General features: G+C 38.2%; 20 protein-coding genes. 11 read left to right on the forward strand and 9 right to left on the reverse strand.

Annotated elements, in window-relative coordinates:
* Complete coding sequence (locus tag CLV62_RS01695; RefSeq protein ID WP_110309044.1) at window positions 1–2,289, forward strand: TonB-dependent receptor; 2,289 nt, start codon at window positions 1–3, stop codon at window positions 2,287–2,289.
* Between the two features lie 121 nt (window positions 2,290–2,410).
* Here CLV62_RS01695 and CLV62_RS01700 read toward each other — a convergent pair whose 3' ends face one another.
* Window positions 2,411–3,736, reverse strand: a complete 1,326-nt coding sequence (locus CLV62_RS01700; RefSeq protein WP_170119990.1) for a mechanosensitive ion channel family protein — start codon at window positions 3,734–3,736, stop codon at window positions 2,411–2,413.
* 397 nt (window positions 3,737–4,133) lie between these two features.
* Between CLV62_RS01700 and CLV62_RS21450 the strand changes: the two genes are divergently transcribed.
* Window positions 4,134–4,328, forward strand: coding sequence for a hypothetical protein (locus tag CLV62_RS21450; RefSeq protein ID WP_146212674.1), 195 nt, complete (start codon window positions 4,134–4,136; stop codon window positions 4,326–4,328).
* Window positions 4,329–4,452: 124 nt separating this feature from the next.
* On the opposite strand, the gene CLV62_RS21635 is transcribed toward CLV62_RS21450, so the two are convergent.
* Window positions 4,453–4,626 carry a hypothetical protein gene (locus CLV62_RS21635; protein ID WP_170119991.1) on the reverse strand — a complete coding sequence of 58 codons (174 nt, stop codon included), beginning with the start codon at window positions 4,624–4,626 and terminating at the stop codon, window positions 4,453–4,455.
* 24 nt (window positions 4,627–4,650) lie between these two features.
* Here CLV62_RS21635 and CLV62_RS01705 point away from each other — a divergent pair, with 24 nt between their 5' ends.
* The 3 genes from CLV62_RS01705 (at window position 4,651) to CLV62_RS21455 (ending at window position 9,491) form a co-directional block, all read left to right on the forward strand.
* Complete coding sequence (locus CLV62_RS01705) at window positions 4,651–6,966, forward strand: TonB-dependent receptor (protein WP_110309046.1); 2,316 nt, start codon at window positions 4,651–4,653, stop codon at window positions 6,964–6,966.
* Window positions 6,967–7,222: 256 nt separating this feature from the next.
* On the forward strand, window positions 7,223–7,996 hold the full coding sequence (locus tag CLV62_RS01710) for an NUDIX hydrolase (RefSeq protein WP_110309047.1): 774 nt from the start codon (window positions 7,223–7,225) through the stop codon (window positions 7,994–7,996).
* A 244-nt stretch (window positions 7,997–8,240) separates the two neighbouring features.
* Entirely contained in the window at window positions 8,241–9,491 is a 1,251-nt protein-coding gene (locus CLV62_RS21455; protein WP_146212675.1) for a membrane lipoprotein lipid attachment site-containing protein, read from the forward strand.
* 78 nt (window positions 9,492–9,569) lie between these two features.
* Here the strand turns inward: CLV62_RS21455 and CLV62_RS01725 are convergent, their stop codons facing one another.
* Window positions 9,570–10,952: a hypothetical protein gene (locus CLV62_RS01725; RefSeq protein WP_110309050.1), complete on the reverse strand. Its 1,383-nt coding sequence runs from the start codon at window positions 10,950–10,952 to the stop codon at window positions 9,570–9,572.
* A gap of 385 nt (window positions 10,953–11,337) precedes the next feature.
* On the opposite strand from CLV62_RS01725, the gene CLV62_RS01730 reads away from it, so the two are divergent.
* Entirely contained in the window at window positions 11,338–13,014 is a 1,677-nt protein-coding gene (locus tag CLV62_RS01730) for a putative transporter (RefSeq protein ID WP_110309051.1), read from the forward strand.
* A 16-nt stretch (window positions 13,015–13,030) separates the two neighbouring features.
* Here CLV62_RS01730 and CLV62_RS01735 read toward each other — a convergent pair whose 3' ends face one another.
* Window positions 13,031–13,450: a PaaI family thioesterase gene (locus tag CLV62_RS01735; RefSeq protein ID WP_110309052.1), complete on the reverse strand. Its 420-nt coding sequence runs from the start codon at window positions 13,448–13,450 to the stop codon at window positions 13,031–13,033.
* A 480-nt stretch (window positions 13,451–13,930) separates the two neighbouring features.
* Here CLV62_RS01735 and CLV62_RS01740 point away from each other — a divergent pair, with 480 nt between their 5' ends.
* Window positions 13,931–14,872 carry a hypothetical protein gene (locus tag CLV62_RS01740; protein WP_110309053.1) on the forward strand — a complete coding sequence of 314 codons (942 nt, stop codon included), beginning with the start codon at window positions 13,931–13,933 and terminating at the stop codon, window positions 14,870–14,872.
* A 287-nt stretch (window positions 14,873–15,159) separates the two neighbouring features.
* Here the strand turns inward: CLV62_RS01740 and CLV62_RS01745 are convergent, their stop codons facing one another.
* From CLV62_RS01745 to CLV62_RS01755, 3 genes are all read right to left on the reverse strand, one after another.
* Window positions 15,160–15,720: a zinc-ribbon domain-containing protein gene (locus CLV62_RS01745; protein ID WP_170119992.1), complete on the reverse strand. Its 561-nt coding sequence runs from the start codon at window positions 15,718–15,720 to the stop codon at window positions 15,160–15,162.
* 269 nt (window positions 15,721–15,989) lie between these two features.
* Complete coding sequence (locus CLV62_RS01750; RefSeq protein ID WP_110309055.1) at window positions 15,990–18,344, reverse strand: GH92 family glycosyl hydrolase; 2,355 nt, start codon at window positions 18,342–18,344, stop codon at window positions 15,990–15,992.
* Between the two features lie 41 nt (window positions 18,345–18,385).
* Window positions 18,386–19,441, reverse strand: a complete 1,056-nt coding sequence (locus CLV62_RS01755) for an XAC2610-related protein (protein WP_110309056.1) — start codon at window positions 19,439–19,441, stop codon at window positions 18,386–18,388.
* Between the two features lie 532 nt (window positions 19,442–19,973).
* On the opposite strand from CLV62_RS01755, the gene CLV62_RS01760 reads away from it, so the two are divergent.
* Both CLV62_RS01760 and CLV62_RS01765 read left to right on the forward strand, forming a co-directional pair.
* A complete protein-coding gene (locus CLV62_RS01760) occupies window positions 19,974–20,645 on the forward strand; it encodes a Crp/Fnr family transcriptional regulator (protein WP_110309057.1) in 672 nt (223 codons plus the stop codon).
* A gap of 275 nt (window positions 20,646–20,920) precedes the next feature.
* A complete protein-coding gene (locus CLV62_RS01765) occupies window positions 20,921–21,724 on the forward strand; it encodes an alpha/beta hydrolase (RefSeq protein WP_110309058.1) in 804 nt (267 codons plus the stop codon).
* A gap of 36 nt (window positions 21,725–21,760) precedes the next feature.
* On the opposite strand, the gene CLV62_RS01770 is transcribed toward CLV62_RS01765, so the two are convergent.
* Both CLV62_RS01770 and hcp read right to left on the reverse strand, forming a co-directional pair.
* A complete protein-coding gene (locus CLV62_RS01770) occupies window positions 21,761–22,117 on the reverse strand; it encodes a hypothetical protein (protein WP_110309059.1) in 357 nt (118 codons plus the stop codon).
* Window positions 22,118–22,668: 551 nt separating this feature from the next.
* A complete protein-coding gene (gene hcp, locus CLV62_RS01775) occupies window positions 22,669–24,303 on the reverse strand; it encodes a hydroxylamine reductase (protein ID WP_110309060.1) in 1,635 nt (544 codons plus the stop codon).
* Between the two features lie 427 nt (window positions 24,304–24,730).
* On the opposite strand from hcp, the gene CLV62_RS01780 reads away from it, so the two are divergent.
* Both CLV62_RS01780 and CLV62_RS01785 read left to right on the forward strand, forming a co-directional pair.
* Window positions 24,731–25,630, forward strand: coding sequence for a DUF2262 domain-containing protein (locus tag CLV62_RS01780; RefSeq protein WP_170119993.1), 900 nt, complete (start codon window positions 24,731–24,733; stop codon window positions 25,628–25,630).
* Between the two features lie 128 nt (window positions 25,631–25,758).
* Window positions 25,759–26,553, forward strand: a complete 795-nt coding sequence (locus tag CLV62_RS01785; RefSeq protein WP_110309062.1) for a hypothetical protein — start codon at window positions 25,759–25,761, stop codon at window positions 26,551–26,553.
* Window positions 26,554–26,559 lie beyond the last annotated feature (6 nt).

The raw sequence follows: 26,559 nt of genomic DNA on the forward strand, positions 1-26,559 counted from the left end.
ATGCGTTACACATTACCGATTTTGACTATCCTTGCGACAATAACAAGCACATTGTCAGCCCAACAGATAAAAATATCAGGAAAAATTATCGATGCCGTTGAGTCGACTCCCATCGGATTCGCAACAGTTTCTCTTCTAAAACAAGACTCGACCTTTATCAAAGGAGTAACTTCTAATGACGACGGTCTTTTTGCTATCCCCCAAGTTGCGAAAGACACCCATCTACTGTCGGTTTCCTTCCTGGGATACGAAACACAGGTTATTGAACTCTCGAAATCCGAAAAAGACATAACCGTAAGCGATATAGCACTGCATCCCGCCTCTATCGCCCTCAATGATATCACGGTTACAGCCAATTCCATTATCCACAAAATAGACAAAGATGTTATACTGCCTACCGCGGCACAGCTAAAATCGTCAATCAGCGGCATCAGCCTACTGCAAAATCTGATGTTACCACGTGTTATTATCGATCAGGTCAATAATGTTATCAAAACATCGGACGGCAGCGAGATACAATTACGCATCAATGGTGTAATAGTATCCTATTCGGAAATTCTCGCACTTATACCCCAAGATATTATCAGAGTAGAATTTCACGACAATCCGGGACTACGATATGGTGACGTTGCAGCCGTTCTTGACTTTATCACCCGACGAAAAAGCTCAGGAGGAAGTATCAATGCAGAGTTAATGAATAATCCTTTTGTGGGATTCGGCAATAATTCCTTCAATGCTAAGGTGAACCATCGAAAATCGGAGTTCTCCTTCAATAGTAACGAATGGGATCGTGATCTCGATTTTACCCGAAACAGCCGGCAATCTTTCATATTTCCTGACAAAGAGATTCACCGCAACCGTGTAGGCGAAGCCATACCTTTCAAAACAAGAGGGATAAATAACAACCTCAATTACAGCCTGCAAGAATCGGGAAAATATTTCTTTAATGCGGCCCTACGCCAGTTTTACAGAAATACGCCCAATGGTTTTGATGACGAAAAAAGCACTTATTATACGGGAGACTCCGAACCTGTAAATGTCTACATACATTCGGCTTACAGAACCAATGCCCCTATGCTCGATCTGTATTTCCAGAGAGATCTGAAAAATCAGCAACTGATAATAGTAAACGTTATCGGTAAATATACGTACAGCAAAACCGAATACAAATTTCAGGAAAGCCGCAATGATGTACTTTATACAGACATAAACAACCTTACCAAAAGCGACAGATATGCACTTGTAGCAGAAGGTATATATGAAAAAACATTCGGAACGGGCAGCAAACTATCCACCGGATTAAAGCAGACACAAACATATACCGAAAGCACTTATTCGGGCAGCAGCGAAGCACAGGTAAACGTAAATCAGTCCGAAACATATCTCTATGCCGAATACCAATTAAAAAAAGGAAAGTTCAATACTTCGCTGGGAGTCGGGGCAACACGCATGTATTATAGTGTGCAAGGCAGCAAGACCGAGAAATACCTTTTCCGCCCAACCCTACGTATGACTTACACCATAAACGATGCCGCATATATCAAATACAATGGAATTGTTTATAACAGGGTTCCCTCCGAAGGCGATCTTAATAATGTGGAACAGGAAATAGATTCACTGCAAATACGTCGGGGCAATCCCAACCTCAGACCTTTTATGACTTATCAGAATACACTTTGGGGAGGATACAAGAAAGGAATATTCGACTTCAATCTGTGGATGAGATACCGCTATATAAATGCGAATATTGCAAATGACATATTTTTTGAGGACGGAAAATTTATCAACCAAAATAATAATCAGAGAGCATTCCACAATCTGATAGGTGAATTAAGAATACAGGTACAACCCATCAAAGATCACCTCACATTCAGTTTTACACCGGGCATAGCCAGATTTATCAATAAAGGCAATAATTACCTACATACCTATACCCGATGGTATTATAATTCGGATATGACAGCCAATTATAAAAAATGGATATTTAATGCTTTCCTTGCCAACAGCTTTCATTATTTCGAAGGCGAGACGCTTTATCTGAACGAATCTTGGCAAAATGTCAGCTTGGGATATAAAACAGATCGGTTCTCTATTTCGGCAGGCGTAATAAACCCGTTTACCAAAGAATGGAAATCGGGATCAAGAGTATTTTCGGCACTAGTGCCCATGTCATCACAAGTTACCAGTACTTCTATAAGTAAAATGCCTTACCTAAAACTCTCTTACAATGTCAATTTTGGAAGGCAATACAAATCGGCAGATAAAAAAATAGATAACAGTGATATTTAAGGTCACAGACCTTTTTATTGCTTTGGCAGGCATAACAACCAGAGATAGCTATACTGATAAAACATCACATTAAATATTAAACGTTACTTAATATTCAGAATGCAGAGAAAATGTCAGATACCTAACTAAACTTTTCGTCTCTAAATTTCCCCAGGCGATGCAAATCTTCGCCTGAAGGAGATTGAAAAAGAATGATCTCAAAAAGAGAAGCACTCGCTATCACATATTCCATTACAGTCCGGTGAACGGTATCATAACCGGCAGCCTCTTTCTGTTTCGAAAAGGCATAAATTTCGATACCGATACCCTGACCCGAAATTGCATTCAGATATCGGACAAAGAGCATCAGTTGATCATTAATTTGGGGATGCCTACGCAAAAACAACTCAAGATGAGCCCTGAACAAAGCCAGATTTGTAAGTATCGCATCCGGCGAACTCACATGAGCCAAAGTAAGGAATTCGGCATAGTTGCCACCCGTAACCGAATGTTTGGAAAGAGACTCCAAAAGAGATTCACCGGCAAATTTGACCGACTTGGCATCCACATTAAACGACCGTACAAAAAGGCGTCCCGGCCCTTGCTCCATGCGCCGCCAGTTGGTAAACGAATCGGTAACCAAGGCATATATAGGTATCATGGTGACCGAATTGTCCCAGTTTTGTACCTTTACCGAACTTAGATTTATATCGACAATAATTCCATCGGCATTCTTCGAAGGCATCTCGATCCAATCGTCAGGGCGTATCATATCCTGAAAAGAAAGTTGTATAGAAGCCACAAAACCCAGAATAGTATCTTTAAAAATCAGTGTAATAAAGGCTGCTGTAGCCCCAAACCCGAGAATAAGATTCGATGGCTCTTTATCTACAATAATTGCCAGAATAAATACAACCGCTACTACGGCAGCTATAATTTTCATTAGCTGTATATATCCTTTAAGCGATTTTTGCTGAGTTTTGGGGTGCAGCTCGAAAAATGTGTTCCATGAATCGAGAAGCGAATAAAGTAACAGCAAAATCCAGATAATCATTACCGAACGCGAAAGTACCATCACAAAGGTTATTAAACCGATTGAGAAGCCCGAAAACAAAATACGGCAACTAAGTACAACAATACCAATGGCTATAAATACGAAAAAACGCTTGAAGAAACCATGCTTCATCAAAATACGGTAAACTCCGGATTCGACATTCAGTTTTTGATCCTTCACAAATAAAAACGAAAAACGCCCTATTGCAATATTTAATAACCACACAATAGCTGCCAATGCTAAAAGTACAATAGTAAAAACAATAGCGTTGGCAACCCCAACATTTATTCCAAGAGAGAGCAAAGCATCATAAAGATTTTGAATAAACCAGAACTTAGATGAGTCGGCAACCTTATTTATATCGATTGGCAAAACGATAAGCGGTATAAATATATAAGACAATAAATTAATCATATACAATATATTGAAGTATATAGAAAGAACAATAATCGCTTCAATAAGTTTAAACGACACACGGCTCATTATCAATTTTAGATATTCGATTTACAATAACAGCACATTACCAACCCTGGAATGAAAACCTATAAAAAATAGATAGCCGTGATATTTAATCATAATAAATAGATAATAATGCTAATCAGTAATAGAATTATCTGTAATAAACGCTCTTTTAAGTTATTTATCCTACGCGCAATCAAAGATTGCTTGTGTTCCTTTTGCCCAAAGCCGCAAAAGGAACCAAAAAGTCTTTGCCGACCACTTACGGTGGTGATCCGTTAACAACTTGCTGTCGGAATAAAATAAGCCGTCCTGTCGGACTTTTTACATTTTATTCTTATCGACTGCTTCGTTGAACGGATGCCTCACCCCCGAAGTAAACGTCGGCTTTGCTTACGCCCGTCAGGCTCTCCGACCTTGGCGGTTGCATGGGGTACCCGATGTGAGAGGAAAGCGTAAAAAACAAAAAGAAATCAATCAAGAAAGTATTTTTTTGTTTTCGCTTTCGGAGCACGTATCGAGGCCAAAGCAAAAGGCACAGTCTTGATCTTTTGTTTCGTTTTGCATCAAGGCAAAATGAAAGACAAACCTCGATAGAGGTGCGTCAGTAAAAAATGAGCGTTTAATACTGATAATTCAACTACTGATTCATATTAAGTAACGTTTAATATTTAATGCGATGTTTTATCAGTATAGCTATCTCCGGTTGTTATGCTTGCCAAAGCAATAAAAAGGTCTGTAACCTTAATAATAAACCATTTACCAACAAAAAGCGTCATAACCGAACATTCATGCAAAAAAATATCAGACAAACCATGTAACCAAAAAGGCAGTTGATCCGTCATATAGGCATAATAAAACTATAAAGCATGAAACGAATATTATCCTTAATTATAATTCCACTGGCACTGGCAAGCACATTGTCGGCACAACAAATAAAAATATCGGGGAAGGTGCTGGATAAAACCAATGCTGCCCCGATTGAGTATGCAAATGTTACCCTGTTACAATCGGATTCTACTTTTGTCAAAGGAGTCAATTCCGATGCAAACGGATTATTCGATATTGTAAACCCTACGGGCGATTATCTGGTGTCGATATCTTATATGGGATATCAGACATCGTATATTCCCGTACACAACCCTACGGCAGACAGCAATCTGGGAAATATTACACTCGAACCCTCATCCGTAGCCCTGAATGCAGTGACTGTAACCGCTCAGTCGGTAATAGACAAAGCCGACCGAAAATTGATATTCCCCTCCGAAAGCCAGATAAAAACATCCACTAACGGACTCGACCTGCTGCAACAATTGCAATTGCCCCGAATAAATATCAATCCTGTAGATAATACGATCACAACTTCGGGCAGAGGAGAAGTTCAATTACGGATCAACGGAGCATTAACCACCAATGAAGAGATAAGAGCCATCACCCCTGAGGATATTATCCGTATCGAGTATCACGACGATCCGGGGGCACGTTATGGCAGTGCATCTGCTGTATTGGATTATATTGTCCGCCGCAGGGAATCGGGAGGAAACATACATGGCGATTTTATGAATATCATAGGAACAACCGGTTTTTCGGAAGATAACGTATCGGTTAAGGTAAACCATCGGAAATCGGAGTTCGGATTAAACGCATACTGGGGATACCGAAAACTGGAATGGACTCGTGAAAACAACGAAACATTTAATTTTCCCGACAGAACATTGCATCGTAACGAAATAGGTGAACCTACCCTATTCAAATACAACAGGTTGAATCTTGCTTTAAATTATAGTTTGATGGAGGCTGATAAATATTTTCTGAATGTAACTTTCAGAAATGCATACAATAACTCACCAAACTTATATTCCGATAGAAGAAGTACTATAACCACATCCGACAACAGCACACCGCTGTCTATTTCTGATCTTTCGTCCGAAAAAACAAATATACCATCGCTAGATGTTTACTATCAACGTAATCTAAAGAAAGACCAGCTTATAATTGTGAATGTGGTAGGAACGTATATCAATTCTAACAACAATCGTTTCTATGAAGAATGGAGAGACGAAAAACCCGTCACAGACATTCGGTCACACATATCAGGCGATAAATATTCGCTGATAACTGAGGGTATTTATGAAAAGAAAAACGACAAAGGCAAATTCACAACAGGTTTGAAGCACGCTCAAGTATTTACTCAAAACGCATATACAGGCAATACGATAGCCGAAATTGCCATGAATCTGGCAGAAACCTATGTATATGCCGAATATCAGATTCAGAAAGGCAAATTCAATTATGTGGCAAGCGTCGGAGGGATACGATCTTATTACAGCCAAGGCGATGAACAGGAAGAAAGATATTCGTTCCGCCCCTCGGCACGTGTAACTTATAATATCAACGACAAAACATTTATCCGCTACAAGGTAAACATCTGGGGAAATACCCCGTCACTCGCCAACCTGAATGGTGTGGAGCAGGAAATAGACTCGCTGCAAATCCGCAGAGGAAATCCCAACCTTAAGATGTCGCAGGGATATAGCAATAATATCACTGCGGGATATGACAAAGGTATGTTTGGATTCGATCTATTTCTGCAACACAATTACCAACGGAATCCTGTTGCCGAAACCATTCTTTTTGAGAAGGGAAGGTTTATAAGGACATACGAAAATCAAAAGGCACATCACCAGCTGGGCGCAGAACTTACACTACGTTTCCGCCCGATCAAAGACCGCCTTACAATAGCCTTCACTCCCGGCATAAACCGCTATATCAGCGAAGGCAGCAACTATACGCACACCTATACCAATAAGTATATGCGTCTGTCTATAGATGGAAACTACAAAAACTGGGTCGCCAATTTCCAGATATATACTCCTTGGGATTATTTCTATGGCGAATCGCTCGAATCGGGAGAACGTATACATTCTATAAGCTTCGGTTACAATAAGCAGAATTACTCTCTTATTCTGGGAGCATTCAACCCGTTCGGAGGTACATATAAAAGAAACGATCAGAATTGGTCAGCACTTATACCTACCCAATCGAAAGTATTTTCCGATAATCTGACGCAATTGGTTTATATAAAAGCATCTTTCAATGTGAATTTCGGACGACAATTTAAAGGTGGAGACAAGAGGCTTAATAACTCGGATAACGATTCGGGCATAATGTCAGGCTCTAAATAAAAAAGGTGGAAAATTGACAGTAAACACATCGGTATAAGGATAATTTAACATAACTCCTTATGCCGGGTTTATGTCTTAAAAACGCATTTGCCTATACATCAAAACAACATCAAAATTCTCATAATAAACAACATACACATATAACACATCTATCAAACAGTTAATAATTTCTATATTTCTCGTTAAAAATTTATAAACATAGAGTTAATTGAAAAGTACTCTTTAAATTTGAATACTTAAACCATCTAATACTACAATGACAACAAAAAGTTCACAGGATTATAAATCCCCGCTTAAGGAGCGTGCAAATGTATTTTTGCCGAGCGTTTCTATCGACTGCACCATATTTGGATTTCATGACGGAATCTTAAAAGTTCTCCTTAACAAGTTTAAAACCAACCGAAAATGGATGCTTCCGGGAGGATTTGTATTTTTGAATGAAAATATAAACAATGCTGCTCATCGGATTTTATCAGAAAGAACCGGACTAAATGAAGTTTATCTGAAGCAGTTCTATCTGTTTGGCGATACGGAAAGAGTACAACCCGACGAAAATAAACAAATTCTGGATGCCACCGGAATAAACCAGCCTCATTGGCTGCTCGACAGGTTTGTCAGCATCGGGTATTATGCATTGGTCAATCACTCTCAACTAAGAATTTATTCCACTGAAAGCGAAAAAGTAGAATGGTTTCATATCAATGAAATTCCAAAACTCTATGGTGATCACAACAGGATTATCGAGAAAGCAATCAGATCGATACGTTCGCAGATAAACAGTATTCCGATCGGATACGAACTTTTGCCGGAGAAATTCACCATGTCCGATTTACGGATTATATATGAAACAATATTGGATCGAAAATTAGACAGGAGAAATTTTCAGCGAAAAATGTTATCTACAGGTGTGATCATTAAATTAGACGAAGTTTCTAAAAAATGGGGATGCAAATCGGCCTGCCTCTTTACATTCGACAAAGAAAAATACAATTTCGCACAGAAAAGCGGGATGGCATACAGCGAATGGTAATAATTAGTTACAGGTTACAAACTTGTTTATATGAGATAGTTATTTCTTCCCTTAAGGGAGTCACAGGGAATTGTGTTGTGCTTTTTTATATATTTTATCTCCCCTTATTCTAATGAAATTGCTAAAAATCAATAAGAATAATAATATCTTTGCGACAAATTGGTAATTCCATTAAACCTTTTGTCTAACTTATACTCTAATAAGGTATACAATGAAAAGAATTTCTAACTAACGCACAACACATATGAAAAAGATACTATTTATACTTTCTTTAGCTGTTTTACTCACAGCTTGCGGATCGACTCAATATGTGGACAGGATGAATGACCTAACCGTAGGAATGGGCAAAGAAGATGTTGCTTACCTTTTGGGTTATCCGGAAAGAGTACTTGCTGTAAATTATACGCAAGACGGTGTACAGGAGGTACTTCAATACCGTAATTTTCAGAACGAAGTTTTTGCCCTCGAATTTTGGAACGACTATCTTACCGGATACGAATTCCTGTATGACGATATTCCATTCATCCCTGCTATGGGACCTCCGGCAATACTACCTCCGATGGGCGGTCCTATTATAGTTGTAGGCGGTGGCGGCAGACCGGGGCATCGTCCGGGCAGACCTCCTCATAACGGCAGACCCGGCAACAGAGATAAACCCGGTAGACCCGGCAACGCCGGTAAACCAAGCAGGCCTGACGATAATAAAAGACCGACTAAACCCGATAACAATGAGAGACCGAGCAGACCCGACGAAAGCCGCCCCGGTACATCCGGAAGCAGTCGTCCCGGCTCATCCGCTGCGGCACAAAACGGAAAGCGCCCGACAAGTGAACGTCCGACAGGCGATCGCCCAACGAGCACTCGTCCCAGCACCGCTACCCGTCCCGAAAGTTCGTCGTCAGCCTCATCGTCATCTGCAGCCTCTAACAAAAGGTCTACAGAGAAAAGAGCAGACAGTGGTACCCGACCTGACAGAAGTTCTACGAATAACACTTCGGACAGAAACAGTGCCGTCTCGGTACGCCCGTCAGATCCTGTTAAAAGAGCAGAATCGTCTTCGGCCGCTAGTCGCAAAACATATAACAGTGATAGCTCCGGTTCATCAAGTAGTAGCAGTAGCAGCTATTCAAGACCAAGTACATCGACTTCTACATCATCGACTTCTACACCCGCCAAAGTAGAATCGTCATATAATAGTAGCGATAGCCGTAAAGCATCAAGTGGTAGTAGCAGTAGCAGTTCGTCAACAACAAGCTATTCAAGACCAAGCTCGTCAACTTCAAGTAGCAGTAGTTCTTCGAGCAGCGATCGCACATCGTCAAGCTCCGGTCGCACCAGCGATTCATCTCGCTCAACAACTACTACATCTACACCGAGAGTAGAATCTTCGAGTAGCACCAGTAGTAGCTCAAGTTCGGGCAGCAGTTCCCGATCAAGCTCAGGATCAAGTGCAGCAGCTTCCTCCGGCAGATCGTCAAGTGGCGGCAGAAGATAAATTAATTTCATTTCGATATACATAAAAAGGCTCCCAATCAGATGGAAGCCTTTTTACATTTACAGCAATTTTATATGATCAGAATATGGCATACGACAACCCGAGCTGAAAGCTTGTTGCAGGATAGCTGTCATGAGTATTACCACCCTGATACCAGTTATATTCACGATAACTAACATCGCATCGCCCAAACAGACGCAATTGAGGTGATAAGAAATAATAACCTGTTGCCGTAAGCGTAGTAATACCTGTAATCCAATCGCTTTTATTTTCTGCAAAACCATTATAATCAGATGATACCCTTTCCCAAAATAAAAGCTGAGAAATACCTCCTGATACATATGTACGTGTATTAGGATAATAGCCCAATGTATAGTTTACATTTAAGTTAGTTCTATACGACGAATTATTCTCGTAATCTCTTCTCTTATATATTCCCGACGATAACCCCGCATTAAAAGAACTTTGCAATGCCAAAGTCAAAGGCTTCTCGTATCTATAATCAACATACAGCGCTGCGCCATAATAAGAATTAATGTTCTTATTCCTGTACCTCCCGGTATAAATTCCATTCGCGAAACTATGTACTTGTCTGTCTTCATTGAATGAATATTCGGGCACAATACCCCCTTTGATATAAGAGCCGGATTCGCGTCTATCACGATCACCATACACCCACTTATCGTATATAGTAGTAAAATACAATGCTGAGTTTGCCTTATCTACGAAATCATTAGCTACAAGGAACGAATCAACCGTAGAAATTTCATCTATCAATTGTATCCGATAATCATAATAACGTTTGTTCTTCACCAAGGTAATCTGCTCTGTTAAAGCATTTACCTCATCATTACTTAAAACTCTTTTTAATAGATTTTTTTTCTGCAATTCCTGCAATATAAACATGGCTTGGCGAGCGTCTCCCACATCCTCTATACGCCCTTTACCTATTCCTAATTTTAATAATATATTTGACGAAAAATTATTATCCTTCCTATAATAAGGTGCTACCAAACCGGATCCATTATAATAATAATGATCCTCTTCTTCTTTGCTATACAGATAGCTAACAGCCACTTTTGGAGATATTTCGAGGAATGTCTTCTTCTTGAAAAATTGAAAAGCCTCTCTCGTAAGAGAAAATCCGGTAGAAGCAGTACGACGATTGCTCGATTCTCCACTTGTTGAACCTGCTCCACCCGAAAAAGAACCAAAAGTGTGCGCCTGCTCCTTCTCTGAGTTACTAACTAAGTCATACCTCAACCCTAAATCTCCACTTAGATAATTATTTTTAGAATCCGACATTCTATAAAAACTACCTGCCGAATTGAGATTAAAATCTAATTCTTTTCTTTTAAAATCGGGATTGATATAACTGCCAAGCTTAAAGTCGGGTTCTTGTGCTAAACAAACAGATACAGAGGATATAAATATCCCTAGAACAGCGAGTGCTTTCTTCATAGATTAAAAGATTTATTAAGGATTATTCCGATCCAAAAATAGGCAAAATTAGTTTAGAAAAACATTCCAAAGCGAGTACAGAAAACAAATAGCCAACCTCTGTAAATTTACACAGACACGATGACATAAGGAGAAATAGAATATCACATTTTCAATTTAACACTATAAAACGGCAATAAGACGAAAAGAAATAACATTTCAATAAAAAACCGTCCGCAGAGAAAAGATTCATTTACATATTGCCAAAATTCAGATAATAGTAATACCTTTGTCCTCCGAACATTAGAGGTCTTAGGCCTCTTTGTTTGTTATATGAATTCTATAATCAATAGGCGCTTATAGATAAAGAATATAACAATAACTATTTATAGTATTCAGAATAGACATGGATTGGTTATTAGATGCCATTTTTAAGCCGTCGATGATACAGACGGTAATCTTGATTTCAGTAATTTCGGCTATCGGATTACAGCTCGGGAAACTCAAAATATTCAATATCTCATTGGGTATTACCTTCGTCTTCTTTACAGGGATAATAGTAGGTCATTTCGGACTCGAAGTCAATCGCGATATGCTCTATTTTGCTCAGAACTTCGGGCTTATTATATTTGTTTACTCTTTAGGAATACAAGTTGGTCCGGGATTCTTCCCATCCTTGAAAAAAGGAGGACTCCGCCTCAATATGCTATCTATGGCAGTTGTGTTATTAGGTATAGCACTCACTTTCCTTATTTATTTTACGACCGATATATCGATGCCCAATATGATGGGTATTCTATCCGGAGCAGTTACCAATACACCTGCTTTGGGAGCAGCACAGCAAACATTAAGACAGATTTCGCCCAACTCTACCAAAGAATTAGCAGATATGGCTCTGGCATGTGCCGTTGCCTACCCGTTAGGAGTCGTAGGTGTTATCCTTGCCATCGCATTTATGCGTAAATGTTTTGTACCGCAAGATGCTACCTCTGATAATAAAGAGAAGAAAGACAAAAGTACGTATGTAGGCGAATTTATGGTAACCAATCCGGCTATTTTAGGACGTACCATAAAGGATATTATGAAGTTATCGCCTCGTAAGTTTATCATATCACGTATATGGAGAGACGGAAAAGTAACCATTCCTGCTTCAGACTCAACACTCGAACTCAACGATCATGTGTTGATTATTTCTATCAAATCGGATGTCGAATTAGTCGAAGTTTTGTTCGGAGAACAAGAGCAGGTAGACTGGAACAAAGAGGATATAGACTGGAATCATATAGACAACAGCCATCTGGTATCTCGCCGGATTATTGTAACCCGTAGTAAGGTAAATGGCGTAAAATTGGGCGCACTCAGGTTACGAAACTTATACGGAATAAATATTACACGGATCGATCGTGCAGGCATCGACCTGCTGGCATCACCAGACCTTGCCCTGCAAATAGGTGATAAGCTGACTATTGTAGGAGAGAAAGCAGCTGTTGATAATGTAGCCAAACTATTGGGTAATGAGCTGGAGAGGCTCAAGAATCCTAACCTTATAGCTATTTTCATAGGGATTACACTCGGTTTATTGCTTGGAGCGATACCTTTCCCCATACCGGGAATCAGTATCCCCATAAAATTGGGTATTGCAGGCGGTCCTATTATTGTAGGGATATTAATGGGAGCTTTCGGTCCACGCTTCCGCATTACAACCTATACAACCCAAAGTGCCAACCTGATGCTCCGTCAGTTGGGTATAGTTGTCTATTTGGCTTGTTTAGGCTTAGATTCGGGAGGAGAATTCTTCGAGACTTTAATGAATGGCGAAGGATTAATCTGGATAGCGATCGGATTCGGTTTAACTGTAATTCCCGTACTTATTGTAGGAGCTGTAGCCATAAAAGCGTTGAAATTCGATTATGCAAAAACCATCGGGATGCTTTGCGGAAGCATGGCAAACCCAATGGCTCTGAATTATGCGAATACAACTGTTGAAGGCGATGAGCCTGCCGTAGCCTATGCAACAGTATATCCCGTTACTATGTTTCTTCGGATTATCTCTACCCAGTTGATTTTATTATTCTTTATGTAAGAGGTCGCAGACCTTTTTATTGCTTCCTGCTTTTGGCAACGAAATTTGTAACCGTTACTGTAGAAATCAAACGATTATTTGTCAACGATGTTATCTCCACCACCCAAACGTGTGTGGATTTGCCTATATGCATAGCTTTTGCTATTGCTTTTACCGTTTCGCCCTGCTTGGCAGAAGATACATGATTGGCACTGATCTGGATTCCGTAACACGATTCATCTTCGCTACATATAACATTCGAAGCCACTCCGGCTGCTGTTTCGGCCAAAGCGATAGTGGCTCCTCCATGCAATACCCCCATCGTTTGGCTATTAAATTTACCGACAGGCATGGTCATTTCCAATGTAGGTTCGTCCGTTTCAATAAACTCCATTTTCAGAGTTTCCATCATCGTATCTTTGATTCGATCGCGAATATTATTTTTATCTAATCTCATTATATGTCTATTTTACACAAAAATAACGATAAAAAGCGTACAATTGTTTTACTGAAAGCAGTTTTAATATGGCTGTCTTCGCAAGTTACAGAACGAAAGTCTATTGGGAGTACCAAATAGTATATTGATATATTCTATTGCAGGCAGAATATGTCAATTCTTAGAGCCTCTTTAAATCTAAGCAGTATCCTTCTTCGTGTTATTCTGAGAGTGACTGTTACTTTACAAAATACCAACATTACCATAAATATGTTCCTGATCAATAGCCAAAGCAGACATACCTAATACAAGAGATATTTATTAAGCTATACTAGTTCACATCCCCAAAAACACTTCAAATAAAAGTCATTAACAACATGTTTCGTAATAGAGTAAACAATTTTTATGTTTATTTTATTTTATATTAAATAATTTTATATCTTTAAACACTGAACTAATTAACAAATACACAATCGATACATTCTTTTAAATTAAAAACCTATGAAAAAATTATCTTTATTTTTGATGGCGCTATTTGTTTTAGCATCATGTTCTAATGATGAGTATCCCGATTCTCAAGCTAAAGCAAAAACTCAGAAAGTAAACTTTGAAGTTGAAAGTAGCTCCTTTAAGCTAACAAGTAGCTCTCTAAAATCAAGTGCTATACCCAGTCAGTACTTGCTTCAGTACATTTTTTACAACGAAACGGGAGGGGTCTTTTTAAATAAGGTGCTTTATGCGGAAGACGTAGCTAAAATTGTAACTGATACTCATGTTCCTCTTTCTATCGAATTGCCGGAGGGTAAATATCATGTAGCTATTATGTCGACAATTTATAGTACTGTTCTCAACCCAGAATTATACATCATAAAGCCTGAAAACTACCATACAGATTATTATCTTAAAACCATAAGCAACATCGGTCTTAGTAATAATCAATTTGTTTATTACGAAACATTTGATTTAACAGTTGCAGAAAATACATCAACTCAAAATGTCGAGTTAAAACCTATGTGGTCTATGATTGAATTGGTGATTGAAAACGCAAAAACTTTCAAGGTACCAGCAGAAACAGAAGATTTATCACTTGTTCTGGATACTTATTATGATGGCTTCTACATAGAGTCAAAATTATCGAAAAAGACAACCCCTACAGTAAATATATCCCTTCTTAGAATGCTCGAAGATGTTAGAAAAGAAAATACCGTAAGCTTTAGTTTGCCTACAAGTATCAATGAGGATAAATACATAACTTTGAAAATAAATTATAGAAAATCACAAGGAACTGTTATTATTGATAGTCAGGTAATCAAGACGTTTCAGCCTGAAAATGGTAAAAACTATTTGATTTCGGGCAACATTGGCAATACGGATGATCCTCAATTCCCTTTGAATATAACATTAGGTAAACTTGATGAGGAAGTAATCAAAATACCATATTAAATATACTTTCTATACGAAAAATAAAAAGCATCGGGTGTTAAATCCGATACTTGGGGACTGTTTCATTACTTTATGCAAACAAAAACCCGCCTTTTAGGCTTTTACGCTATATATATTCCTTTCGATTCTCTCCAAAATACGGGGAGTTCGAGAGGAATATTTTTTATAGTGTCACTCCGGTCTCAAAGACAGCTGTAAATTGACTGAATATAAGCCCCAGTTGGGTAACCGTAGTCTAATCCTATGCTGCAACCGCTTCAATGATAGTATACACTTAAAAAAAGAGTTCATCTACTGACTTTAAGTATATACCCTTCGTTGACTATCTCTTTAAGGTCATCCTTTCGATATCCTACTTTCATTGTGTAACTATCTGAATATTCACCCTTTTCCAGTTGGGATACCTCATAAGCATTGGCTACGGCATAATCATGAACGAGAAAATAAACCGAATCATTTTCGACTCTATCAACTTTGTAAAGGCCAAATTCTTTTTCATCGAATTTCACTTCATAAATATCTCCCTTTTGAGGGTTAGCAACCAATTCTAATGCTTGCTGCTTGTTTCTCTCCGGTCTGGTTTTACTATCCCAAAAAAGATAAGAAAGAAATAGTACAATCACAATTAATCCTGAAAACATCCAAAGCGGAGGTTTTATATTTTTGGCAATGCCTTTATCAACGGTTATATCTCCCTGATAATATAAACCACATGAATCGCAGTGCAAAATATAATCTTTTCCACAATAAAAAAGAGGTATCCAAAAAAGATGGGCATACTTAAAAACAGGTATGACCGACAGTGAATTATATGCCTGACAATCGGAACAGCTCCTATAAATTTTCACCGGGGATTTTTTACTCCTATATGTGCCTACTCCATAAAAGAACAACATAATTTCAATTTTTAGTATTAGTTAAGCAACATTAAATATTTGATGCGATATTTTATCAGTATAACTATCTCTGGTTGTTATGCTTGCCAAAGCAATAAAAAGGTCTGAGACCTTAAAAGTGTACAAAACAAAGATAAACCAATTCAGTCAATACGCAAATAAAAACAGCCCGAAGGAAAATCTTCGGGCTGTAGTATATATAACATAGAACAATTTACAACTTATTGTTTACGAGGCTCTGCTCCCATTTGCAGTTTTAACGCCCCACCCTTTATCAATGTAGCATAAGGCAGTCTCAAACTATTATCTTCTTTACCGTTAAGCACTGCATTTTGAATATAAATATTTTGCTTCGAATTGTTTACAGTTTCGATTACAAACTCTCCTTTGCGAATATTCTGAGGCAAGCGGATAGTTACCTTATCAAATAACGGGCTTCCGATCTGGAATGCGGGATCAGGCGAAGTAAGACCTTTTACATCAAATAAACCGATAGACGACATTACGTACCATGCACCCAATTGTCCTTGGTCTTCATCCTGTCCGTATCCGTATCCGTGAATACCTTCTACACCATAGAATTCGTCACAGATGGCACGAACCCATTTTTGAGTAAGGTCGGGACGTCCGGCGAAGTTGAACAACCACGATATATGTAAATTGGGTTGATTACCATGATTATACAAGCCTTTCAAGCCTGCAAAAGCATCGATATTAGTACCACCCCCGAATATGTCTTTTTGAGAGATTGTAAATATACTGTCCAATCGATTGTTAAATTCGTCCTTACCCAGAATTTCCACTAACTCCTCAGCATCGTGAGGTACATAAAATGTATACTGCCATGCGTTACCTTCCTGAAAACCCACCCAAGGGGCAGTAGGATCGAAGTCTTTGATAAACTTACCGTTTTCGTCCTTAGGTCTCATGAATTTTACGGATGGATCGTATACCTCTTTCCAACCTTTCGACAGTTTCATCAACTGCTCGTAGTCGTCAGTTTTACCCATCGCTTTCGCAAACTGAGCCACTGCATATGCACTGAACGAATATTCGAGAGTATGGGATGTTCCGAATGGCGAACCTTCGGTTGTAAGCTCCTCTTGTCCGGGTTTACTCACCATATAAGGAGCATAACCACGCTTTACGAATGCACCGACATCCATTTTACCTGCTCCTGCAATACGACCTTCATATTCAAGTTCATTTTTTCGTACAGCCTGATAAGCTAGTTCTGCATCAAAATCGCGTATGCCTATATTATAGGCAGCAGCAATTGCCAGACCTGTAAAGTTAGTACCTACACCCGACACATATTTGCTTGTGGCAATACCATCGCCCAACCATCCTGCATCTTTATATACCAATAATTGGCTTTGAACCCAGTCGGCATAATACTCAGGATAAGCCAATGCCCACAATTGAGTCAAATTCCAATATCCACCCCAAATAGCATCGGTATTGTAATGATTGTGTTTAGGCTTGCCATCGGCATTTAATTCTATCTGACCGACCGATCCGTCATTTTTAGGATAAGCACCATTCACATCATTCGCCAATCCACGCCCCAGAAGGGCATGGTATAAACCTGTATAGAATTTAATTTTATCCTCTTCATTAGTAGTTTCCACTACGATACGCCCTAAATAATCGTTCCATGTACCGAGCGCTTTTTCTTTTGCCTGATCGAAAGTCAGGTCTTTAGCCTCAGTTTCAAGATTCAAACGGGCATTATCAATAGAAGTATAAGATAAACCTACTTTTATGGTAATGGCTTCGTTTGCTGCGGTTTCGTAGGTAAGATACATTCCTGCACCAATTCCTTTAACTTCTTTCTGACCGGCGGTGTAAGTACTGTCGATAAAGGTTCCGTAACCAGCGGGAGCTTTATCGGGAATGGCAGAGAAATACATGGTAACAATGGCATCTTCCTGATATTTCTTCACATATTCGGGTTTTGTAGTCACATAACCTTCAATACGTCCGTCGTCTGTTAACTTTACCTGAGCATCTACTACCGCCCCACTCTCTCCCTGACGGTGGCCAATGTCAAAAATAACATTAGACTCCTTCGATTCAGGGAATGTATATTTATGGAAACCAACTCTTGGCGTTGCCGTAAGTTCTGCCTTTACATTGTAGTCTTTCAGTAACACCGAGTAATATCCTGAGGTTGCAAATTCATCTTTACGATCGAAACGAGAACGGTAACCTCCATCGGGGTTCTCTAGAATGCCGGGCTGAGTCTGCAACTGTCCTACGGTGGGGGCAAATACAACTCCACCGATCTGAAATTCATGGAAATTGGCAAATCCTTCTATCGACGTATGGCGCTCGTCATAACCCACGGCTTCCCATCCCCATTTATTACCATAATGTCCATCGGTCGACGGAGCTAATTTTGCCATACCAAACGGCAACGATGCCGGTGTATAAAAAAACCAACGGCTATGTGCCGTACCGATATTGGGTTTCACATACTGCGTCAGATCGGGTTGATTAACTGCCTCTTTCGATGGGTTACAGCCCATAAAAACGAGTCCTGCAATAGATAAACTTAGAAAAAAAGACTTCATAAATCAGATATTATTAAAGATTTTTATTTTTACACAATTCATTAATCGGAAAGTGCAGGCAACCATTTCCGTAGGTCTTCACCTCTAAGGTTAACCAGACCATAATCAAATAAATAAAACATCCGCCCGCTTTCACGAGAATATACATCGCCGGGCATATCATAAATTTTACCTTTAGTTATTACTTTAATACCCACTTTTGTATCGGTATTGTAAATTATATATTGAGCATCTTTAGTCGAAAACCTCAACGTATCACTCTCATTTCTTGTAGTCAGTTCGAAACTAGCGGTATCTTTATCATTCGGATAAAAGTATTCTACTTCATTAAACTCATTCAAAAAAGCATAAGTTATATACTCATCGGAATTAAACAACACCACTTTTTTCTTTTTGGCAGGGATGTCAAAAGAAAACAAACAGTCTTTTATATCTACTGACAAGTTACGAACACTGGAGGTTTCGACAAGTTTTTTGCCATTCCATTCAAATATAGTAGTATTGAAAAACTGTGGAATTGAAAAATCTATTCCCTCCTCCAGTCGATATACTTCTCTAGGTTTGTTTTGTACTACATCAAAACGAGCAAACTGATGCCAGCAACAGCCACTCTTAGTCATGGTATACAACTGCTTATCTTCGGAAGATACACCAAACATCCCACAATAGTTTTGTGCCAGACTCGTAAATTCATCACTGAAAACAAATTGTCCTTTCTCTGCCAGATATATTTGGTAAGAAGGCCCGTGATAACAACTATTCTGCCCATCTTGTATGGCAAAATCTTTTATGCCATCGAAATTGAAATCTTCATACATAATCACACTTTGTTCTCCATAAGGCAATTCTTTCACATTCACTTCGACTGAATTATTTGTATAGCTAACCGCCAAATCTTCCGCTTCTACTCGGATTAGTTCCTTATCAGTTCCTTTTTTATAAATAGCAATCCAGCCCGGCGAAAGTATTTCTGTCGTATCGGCAACATATACTTTACCATAATAATGATCTGAAAAAGAATCAGTAACAAATGTTACCTGAGAAAACATTATCCAACTTAAACTAAAAAAAATAAAACTTACAATGAGTCTGTTCATATACTTTGGAGTAATTTCCAAATATTATTTTCGTGTAAATATAAGAAAAATAGGAGGTTGAACAAAAAGAAAAGGAATTGTCATCCCGACAACTCCTTCTCGCACTTATCTGTCAAATTGTAAAACCATTTCAGTTCCGATTTAGTAAATCTTCAATTCTTCTATTTTATTACCCACATTAATAGACTAAATCAAACGAACAGATTACTTTCAACAATCATTTTACCTAAAAACAGCTAAATAATAACTGTAACCTAAAACAACCACAACTACATAAAAAAAATCAAATCCAAACTCATATAGACACATTTATAATACAAAAATAAACAAATAGTTTTTAAATAGAAATTATTTATAACATTTTATTAGTTAAATTTCATTTTGAATTTCATTTTGATCTAAAACAAACAACATATATACTTTTAAGACAGTATATAGCAGGCTTTCGCAAGATTTTGTGTAATTTGCAAACTGTAGTATGTAGGGTCGAAAACCTTACTGATAAACGGAACAATAAAATAAACGGTGCAACATGGTATTCGAGAAAATGACTCTTTCCCCGATATTTATAGGTCTCACAGCAGATGATATAAAGGCTTTATTAACAGATATCAATTATGATATACAGTCTTTCGAGAAGGGAGAAATTCTGGCAATGCAAGACGAGCCCTGCAACAGACTCATCATTCTGATAGACGGATATGTAAAAGCCGAGATGGCTGATGCTTCGGCAAAGGTGGTAAAAGTAGAGGATATATATGCACCCAACCCTTTGGCTGTATTGTTCTTATTTGGTAAGAACAACCGTTTTCCGGTACAGGTAACAGCAAAAGAAAAAGTATCGGCTCTGGTTATACCAAAAACGTCGGTATTGAAAATGTTGCAGCAAAACGAACAGGTACTACTCAACTTCCTCAACATATCGGCAATGTATGCTTCTATGCTATCAAAGAAACTGCATTTGATGTCGTTCCGAACCATTCGTCAGAAGCTGGCTATGTATTTTCTCGATCTGACAAAGCCCGACAAAACAGAAGCCGAACTCGATCGGACTCAATTGGCTTTATCTGAATATTTTGGGGTATCCCGCCCCTCTCTTGCTCGCGAGTTGGCTAATATGCAAGAAGATGGTTTAATCGAAATCAACAAAAAGCACATCAAAATACTGAACAAAAACAAGTTGGTGCAATTAGTGTCATTCTGATATCCAACCTACAAGATAAGGGCAGGCGCTGTCTGTACCAATTGATCATTGAGATAAAAACACAGCAATACTTTCAAACTTAGATTCACTGAACGAACATTACTAAACCCTAGTAATCAAACTATTGTATTTTTTATTCATTTATATCTTCTGCTTAAGTTTTTTATTATATTTGCGTTGGAAGAGATGTTGGTAATTCCTGTTTCATTCTTACCAACATTGCTTCTATAAGTCTATGAAAAAACAACCTTAACTGAACAGACATGAATAGTAGGATGAAGAAATTTTTTAAATGGGTACTTGCTACAACAATATTTTTTTACTTAGGTATCTGCATACTATTTTATTTCTCACAAGAAAAAGTTCTTTTCGACACTTCCGTCAAAGTGACTAAAGACCATGTTTTTAAATTTCCAAGTAATTTCGAAGAGAAATATATACCTATGCCTGACGGCAAAAAACTTCACGGAGTTCTTTTTAAAGCCCAAGAATCCAAAGGGCTTATATTTTACTTACCCGGAGGCAGAGGCATGCTCGACAGTATAGGAGTAAATGCTCCTATTTATACAGATTTGAATTATGACTTCTTTGTGCTGAATTACCGTGGGTTTGGAAAAAGTGAGGGTAAGATTGAAAGTGAGAAACAATTCGACGAGGACATGCAAACTGCGTATGACTATTTTAAGAAGGAGTATCACGAGGATAGTATAGTCGTTTTCGGATATTCATTGGGAACAGGGCCGGCAGCTGCTTTAGCTGCAGCAAATAATCCTAAAATGCTTGTTTTACAAGCTCCATATTATAGTATGAACGAACTTTCGGAGAAAGCTTTTCCTTATTTGCCTGTTTCGCTATTGCAGAGGTATAAATTCCCAACTAATGAATATCTGAAAAAAGTTGAATCTCCCATTGTACTGATACATGGTCAAGCAGATAAAAGAATACCGGTCGATGTATCGTATCGGTTGAAAGAGAGTTTAAAACCAACCGATCAACTGATTGTATTTAAAGGACAAGGGCACAATAATTTCGAAAAAAATAAAGAATACTTACTTGAGTTATCAAGAATACTGGAATAATTGGGTTCGGATTATGAAACAATGAGTGAGCGACTATCAATCTGCCCGTATGTATTTAGTGGTCTGATCTCCTTTTCTATTGGTAATCCAAAGAGTATCTGATTTCATTCTATAAGTTTGTGTATATTGGTCCAGCATTATTTGTGTCTCGTCAATCACATAATGTTGCTTATTCATCTCGTTCTGAACTTTTCCTTCCGCATATGTAAAATACGAATAAAAGTCAGAAGTAAACACACGAGTCATAACCAGACTGTCTGTTTCCTGATAATAATTATTCCAAACACCATATACAGGGTTCAATACTTCCATTCCTTGAGTATCTTCATTACAAGAGGTAAATACCAATACAGGCAGAAGAAAACAGAATATTCTTTTTAATATTACACTCATATCCTTTTTTAAACTACTGGTACAAATATAACATTTTTATGTTCCTCTCTCGATTTCAAGACCGTTTCATTGCTTTGGCAGGCATAACAAGCCGAGATTGTTATAGTCATAAAATGCTATAATAAATATTTTCCATTACTCTATATATAACGGAAAACATCTATTTGTAGTATATTTTTTCTATTTATTAGTAAATAATATCGATACTATTAATATTGTTTAAATTTTCAATTATACACAATAGCAACATCCTAACAAACAATTATTTAATCAAAACGACAGATAAAAAAACTCAGAAGATACGATTATATAGTGCAACAAATCAAACAACAATGCATCTTATATACAACAAGTATACTAACTGACATTATTTATGATGATTGCTTAGTGATAAGCACCGAGGCTATCTACAAACAACAACAGAAATTGAACAACAACTTAAGGTAGCTAAACAACACTAAAATCTGTATAAGGAAAAAAGGTCGGAATTTCTTTCCGACCTTTTTTATTGTGATAATTACAATTGACTCTCCTAATCAATAAAAAAACACTTAGCTTGCAAGAAATGCTTGCATATCATCTTCTACTGTAGTAATTCCACCTATTCCAAAATTCTCAATCAATACTTTGGCTACATTTGGAGATAAAAATCCGGGTAAAGTTGGTCCTAAGTGAATATTTTTCACACCCAAATGTAACAGAGCAAGCAAAACAATCACTGCTTTTTGCTCGTACCAAGCAATATTGTAAACAATAGGCAGATCGTTAATATCTTCAAGTCCGAATACTTCTTTTAGTTTCAATGCTATAACTGCCAGCGAATAACTGTCGTTGCATTGTCCTGCATCCAATACACGAGGTATACCACCTATATCGCCCAATGGAAGTTTATTGTATCTGTATTTTGCACATCCTGCGGTAAGTATAACTGTATCTTTAGGTAATGCCTCTGCAAATTCGGTATAATAGTTACGGCTTTTCATACGACCGTCACATCCTGCCATTACAAAGAATTTGCGTATTGCTCCGCTTTTAACTGCCTCTACTACTTTATCTGCCAGAGCGATTACTTGGTTGTGAGCAAAACCTCCAACGATAGATCCTGTTTCAATTTCACGTGGTGCCTGAGAAATTTTAGCCATTGCTATAATCTCAGAAAAATCTTTTGATTGTCCGTCTTTACGTTCTGCAATATGTTTTGCCCCATCGAGACCTGCTGCTCCGGTTGTAAAGATACGACCACGATATGATGCCGATTTTGAAGGAGGTACTATACAATTTGTAGTAAAGAGAATAGGACCATTAAACGAATCGAAATCTTCTTTTTGTTGCCACCATGCACCACCGTAGTTTCCTACCAGGTGTTTGTATTTTTTCAACTCTGGATAGTAGTGAGCTGGTAACATTTCGCTGTGAGTATATACATCTATGCCCGTTCCTTCGGTCTGAATCAAAAGATCCTCAATATCACGAAGATCGTGTCCGCTGATCAATATACCCGGATTGGTGCTTACTCCGATATTTACTTCAGTAATTTCGGGATTACCATATTTACCTGTATTGGCAGCATCTAATAATGCCATAGCCTGCACACCGTATTTACCGGTTTCGAGAGTTAGAGCAATTAATTCGTTTACCGAAATATCTTCGCGAGTCAACTGCACTAAAGCACGTTGCATAAAGCTCGACAATTCTGCATCTACTTTATCAAGATTGTAAGCATGCTCAGCATAAGCAGCCATACCCTTCAACCCGTAGTGTACCAATTCTTTCAACGAACGAATATCCTCGTCTTTGGTACGCAATACACCTACTTCTTTGGCTTTGGTCATAAACTCAGACTCATCGCCATCCCAAAGACACTCGTCAGGAAGATTGGCCGGAGTATTTACCAACGCAGCAGCCAGTCTTTTTTTCAAAGCCAAGCCCTCTTTCACTTTATTCTTAATCGCTTCGAAATCGAAGTTAGCATTGGTAATGCTTATAAACATAGCATCCACAACAAACTTATCGGCTTCGAGCGAAGCATTATTCTCGCTTCTCAAAGCATCGTTATATACAGCAACACCACGTGCTACAGCCAGCAGGAGGTCTTGAATGTCCGACACTTCGGGAGTTTTTCCACAAACACCCATTATTTCACATCCTGTTCCTTTGGATGTCTCTTGGCATTGAAAACAAAACATATTACTCATGGTCATATATATTTTAGTGGTTGATCATTTAATGATACAAAACTAGAGAAACTATATCCATTGATTTGTATCATATGTTACACTGTGGTTAATATTATGCAGCCGCTCAAAATTTGACTGCATATGACGGTTCTCTATCTACACAACTAACAACCTCTTTTTAGACTATTTACCTATTACAGGAGCAGATAAATCCCTTAAAATTTCATAATCGACTTCGAAAAAGAGAATCTTAATTACTTTTCATCCAATATTTTCAATAACTTAGGGAAACTTATGTAGAATTAAGTAAGTCGGCTAGTTATTTAATGTTTTTAGGAACTATAATAAGCTAAGTTTGTTATATTTTACAGAGTTTATTAAATACTTTTTACTCAATAGGGCTATGACTGGATGGGAGATTAAAGATCTTCTTGGCATGCTAAAGAAAGCACAAGAGGGTGATATTAGAGAATTAAATCACATGACTGCCAGTTATACATCAGGATGCACCGTAGATAAAGAATACGGTACGATGATTATACGACGACAGTTTAGAGTAGAAAATCAGGACAACGAGAGGTGTATCCTCAATTCGGAGCCAGACAAAAACGGAAGCAATGAATCTTCCGACGATCAACAATGGGGCATTACTATTGTACAACTGAGCCCGAAAGGAGGCTCTACGAATAGTTTTTGCATACCTAACAATCTGCGAAACCCCAAAATCAGGTTACTTGACCACCAAACGTTAGACATTCTGTCGGACGAAAAAACAATCACAACCACTATAACAGAAATCGAAAAGAAGCTGAAACCGATCTCCGGTATAGCTACCGAAGACGAAATAGAGGAAACATTCAACACTCTTTCGTGTCAGCAATATGTAATACCTTCCATAGAATCAATCGACAGCAAAGCATTCGGCACATTGGAGCTTGAGGAGGAGGAATATGGCACTGTTATAAAAATCAATGATACTCCCGTCAGAATTACGATCTACGTAACAGTAGGAGAAAGTTTGTCGCCAATTATAGATCATGCTGAAAAACTGATGGCTGAGAAATTTTACGAGAAGGCTATCAGAAGTATGTACCCTTCGATGCTCGAACTGAAAAACGATTATTGGTTGGAAGAACCCGAGGATGAGAGCGATGCAGAACCTACGCCTTTAACCTTAGAGGAGTTTAAGGAACGGATAACCATCACCGAGATAGCATTTAATCAAGACAAGACTACAACTATTATATGTAGCAATGATGATATGTTTGAGGATCATGATATCGTAATCAGTACAGACACAAGGGGAGTTTATAAAGATTCGGCTTTGGCTGAATGACAAGCTTAAAACTCTCGTGCTTTATTATTACTTTTGAAGAAGCTAGTCTTATCTTAGGGTTAGCCAAATAAATAACTGTGTGTTTTCACACCATCAAGAAGCAATAACTAACATTACTTGTACAAGAGATGAAATATATAATAGTACTGTTTGCAACACTGTTGATAAGTGTAGTAAATACAAAAGTTTGCTACGCACTAACTCCCGCAACAAACGACACAGTATATATAGAGCCTGATCCGCTCTTTCCTCAGGAATTCGACAACCAAGACGTAAGTATATTCATCAATTGGGCATACAACGGCTACGAACCTTCGGACTTCGAACATATGCTCGCCGAAGATTGGTATGATTTTTCTAAAGATGAAGAGGCAAATAACTTCTCTCTTACAAAATCTAACATCTCAATTGGTAAAGATTACAACGACTGCTTACAAGATTCTATTACTTATGTATCGTCCGCCAATAATATATTAATGATTAAGGGGCTTCCCCAAACAGAGAAGCAACCCAAAGCTATCATGCCCGAAGTAAATGCTCTTCAACCTGGAGAGAAGATAGACTTTACATTCAATAATCAAAAGTATACTCTTAGAGGCGAGGGTATTGTTCCTCAGCAAAACAAGGTCTATTTAGCACCCTGTTTTTCAATAGGTTATAGCACTGAGTCTGTTATCAATTACAAGCTCTATTTATCGACCAACGGAAGAGAGCAATTACTACTGTCGATACCTACCTTTAACGATACCTTTGTACAGATTTTATTCATTGGTGATCTGGATGAAGACGGCAAACCCGATTTCGTTTTCGACACCTCCCGTGACTATGAAGAAAGAAGAGTGGTACTATTCCTCTCATCTCCCGCAATAGATAACGAAATAGTTAGAGCAATAGACGAAGCAAACAATCAGTTCGATTGCTAATAAATC

Origin of the sequence: Indolivaga alginatilytica, from assembly GCF_003201355.1 — a bacterium.
Lineage (GTDB): Bacteria > Bacteroidota > Bacteroidia > Bacteroidales > Dysgonomonadaceae > Dysgonomonas_A > Dysgonomonas_A alginatilytica.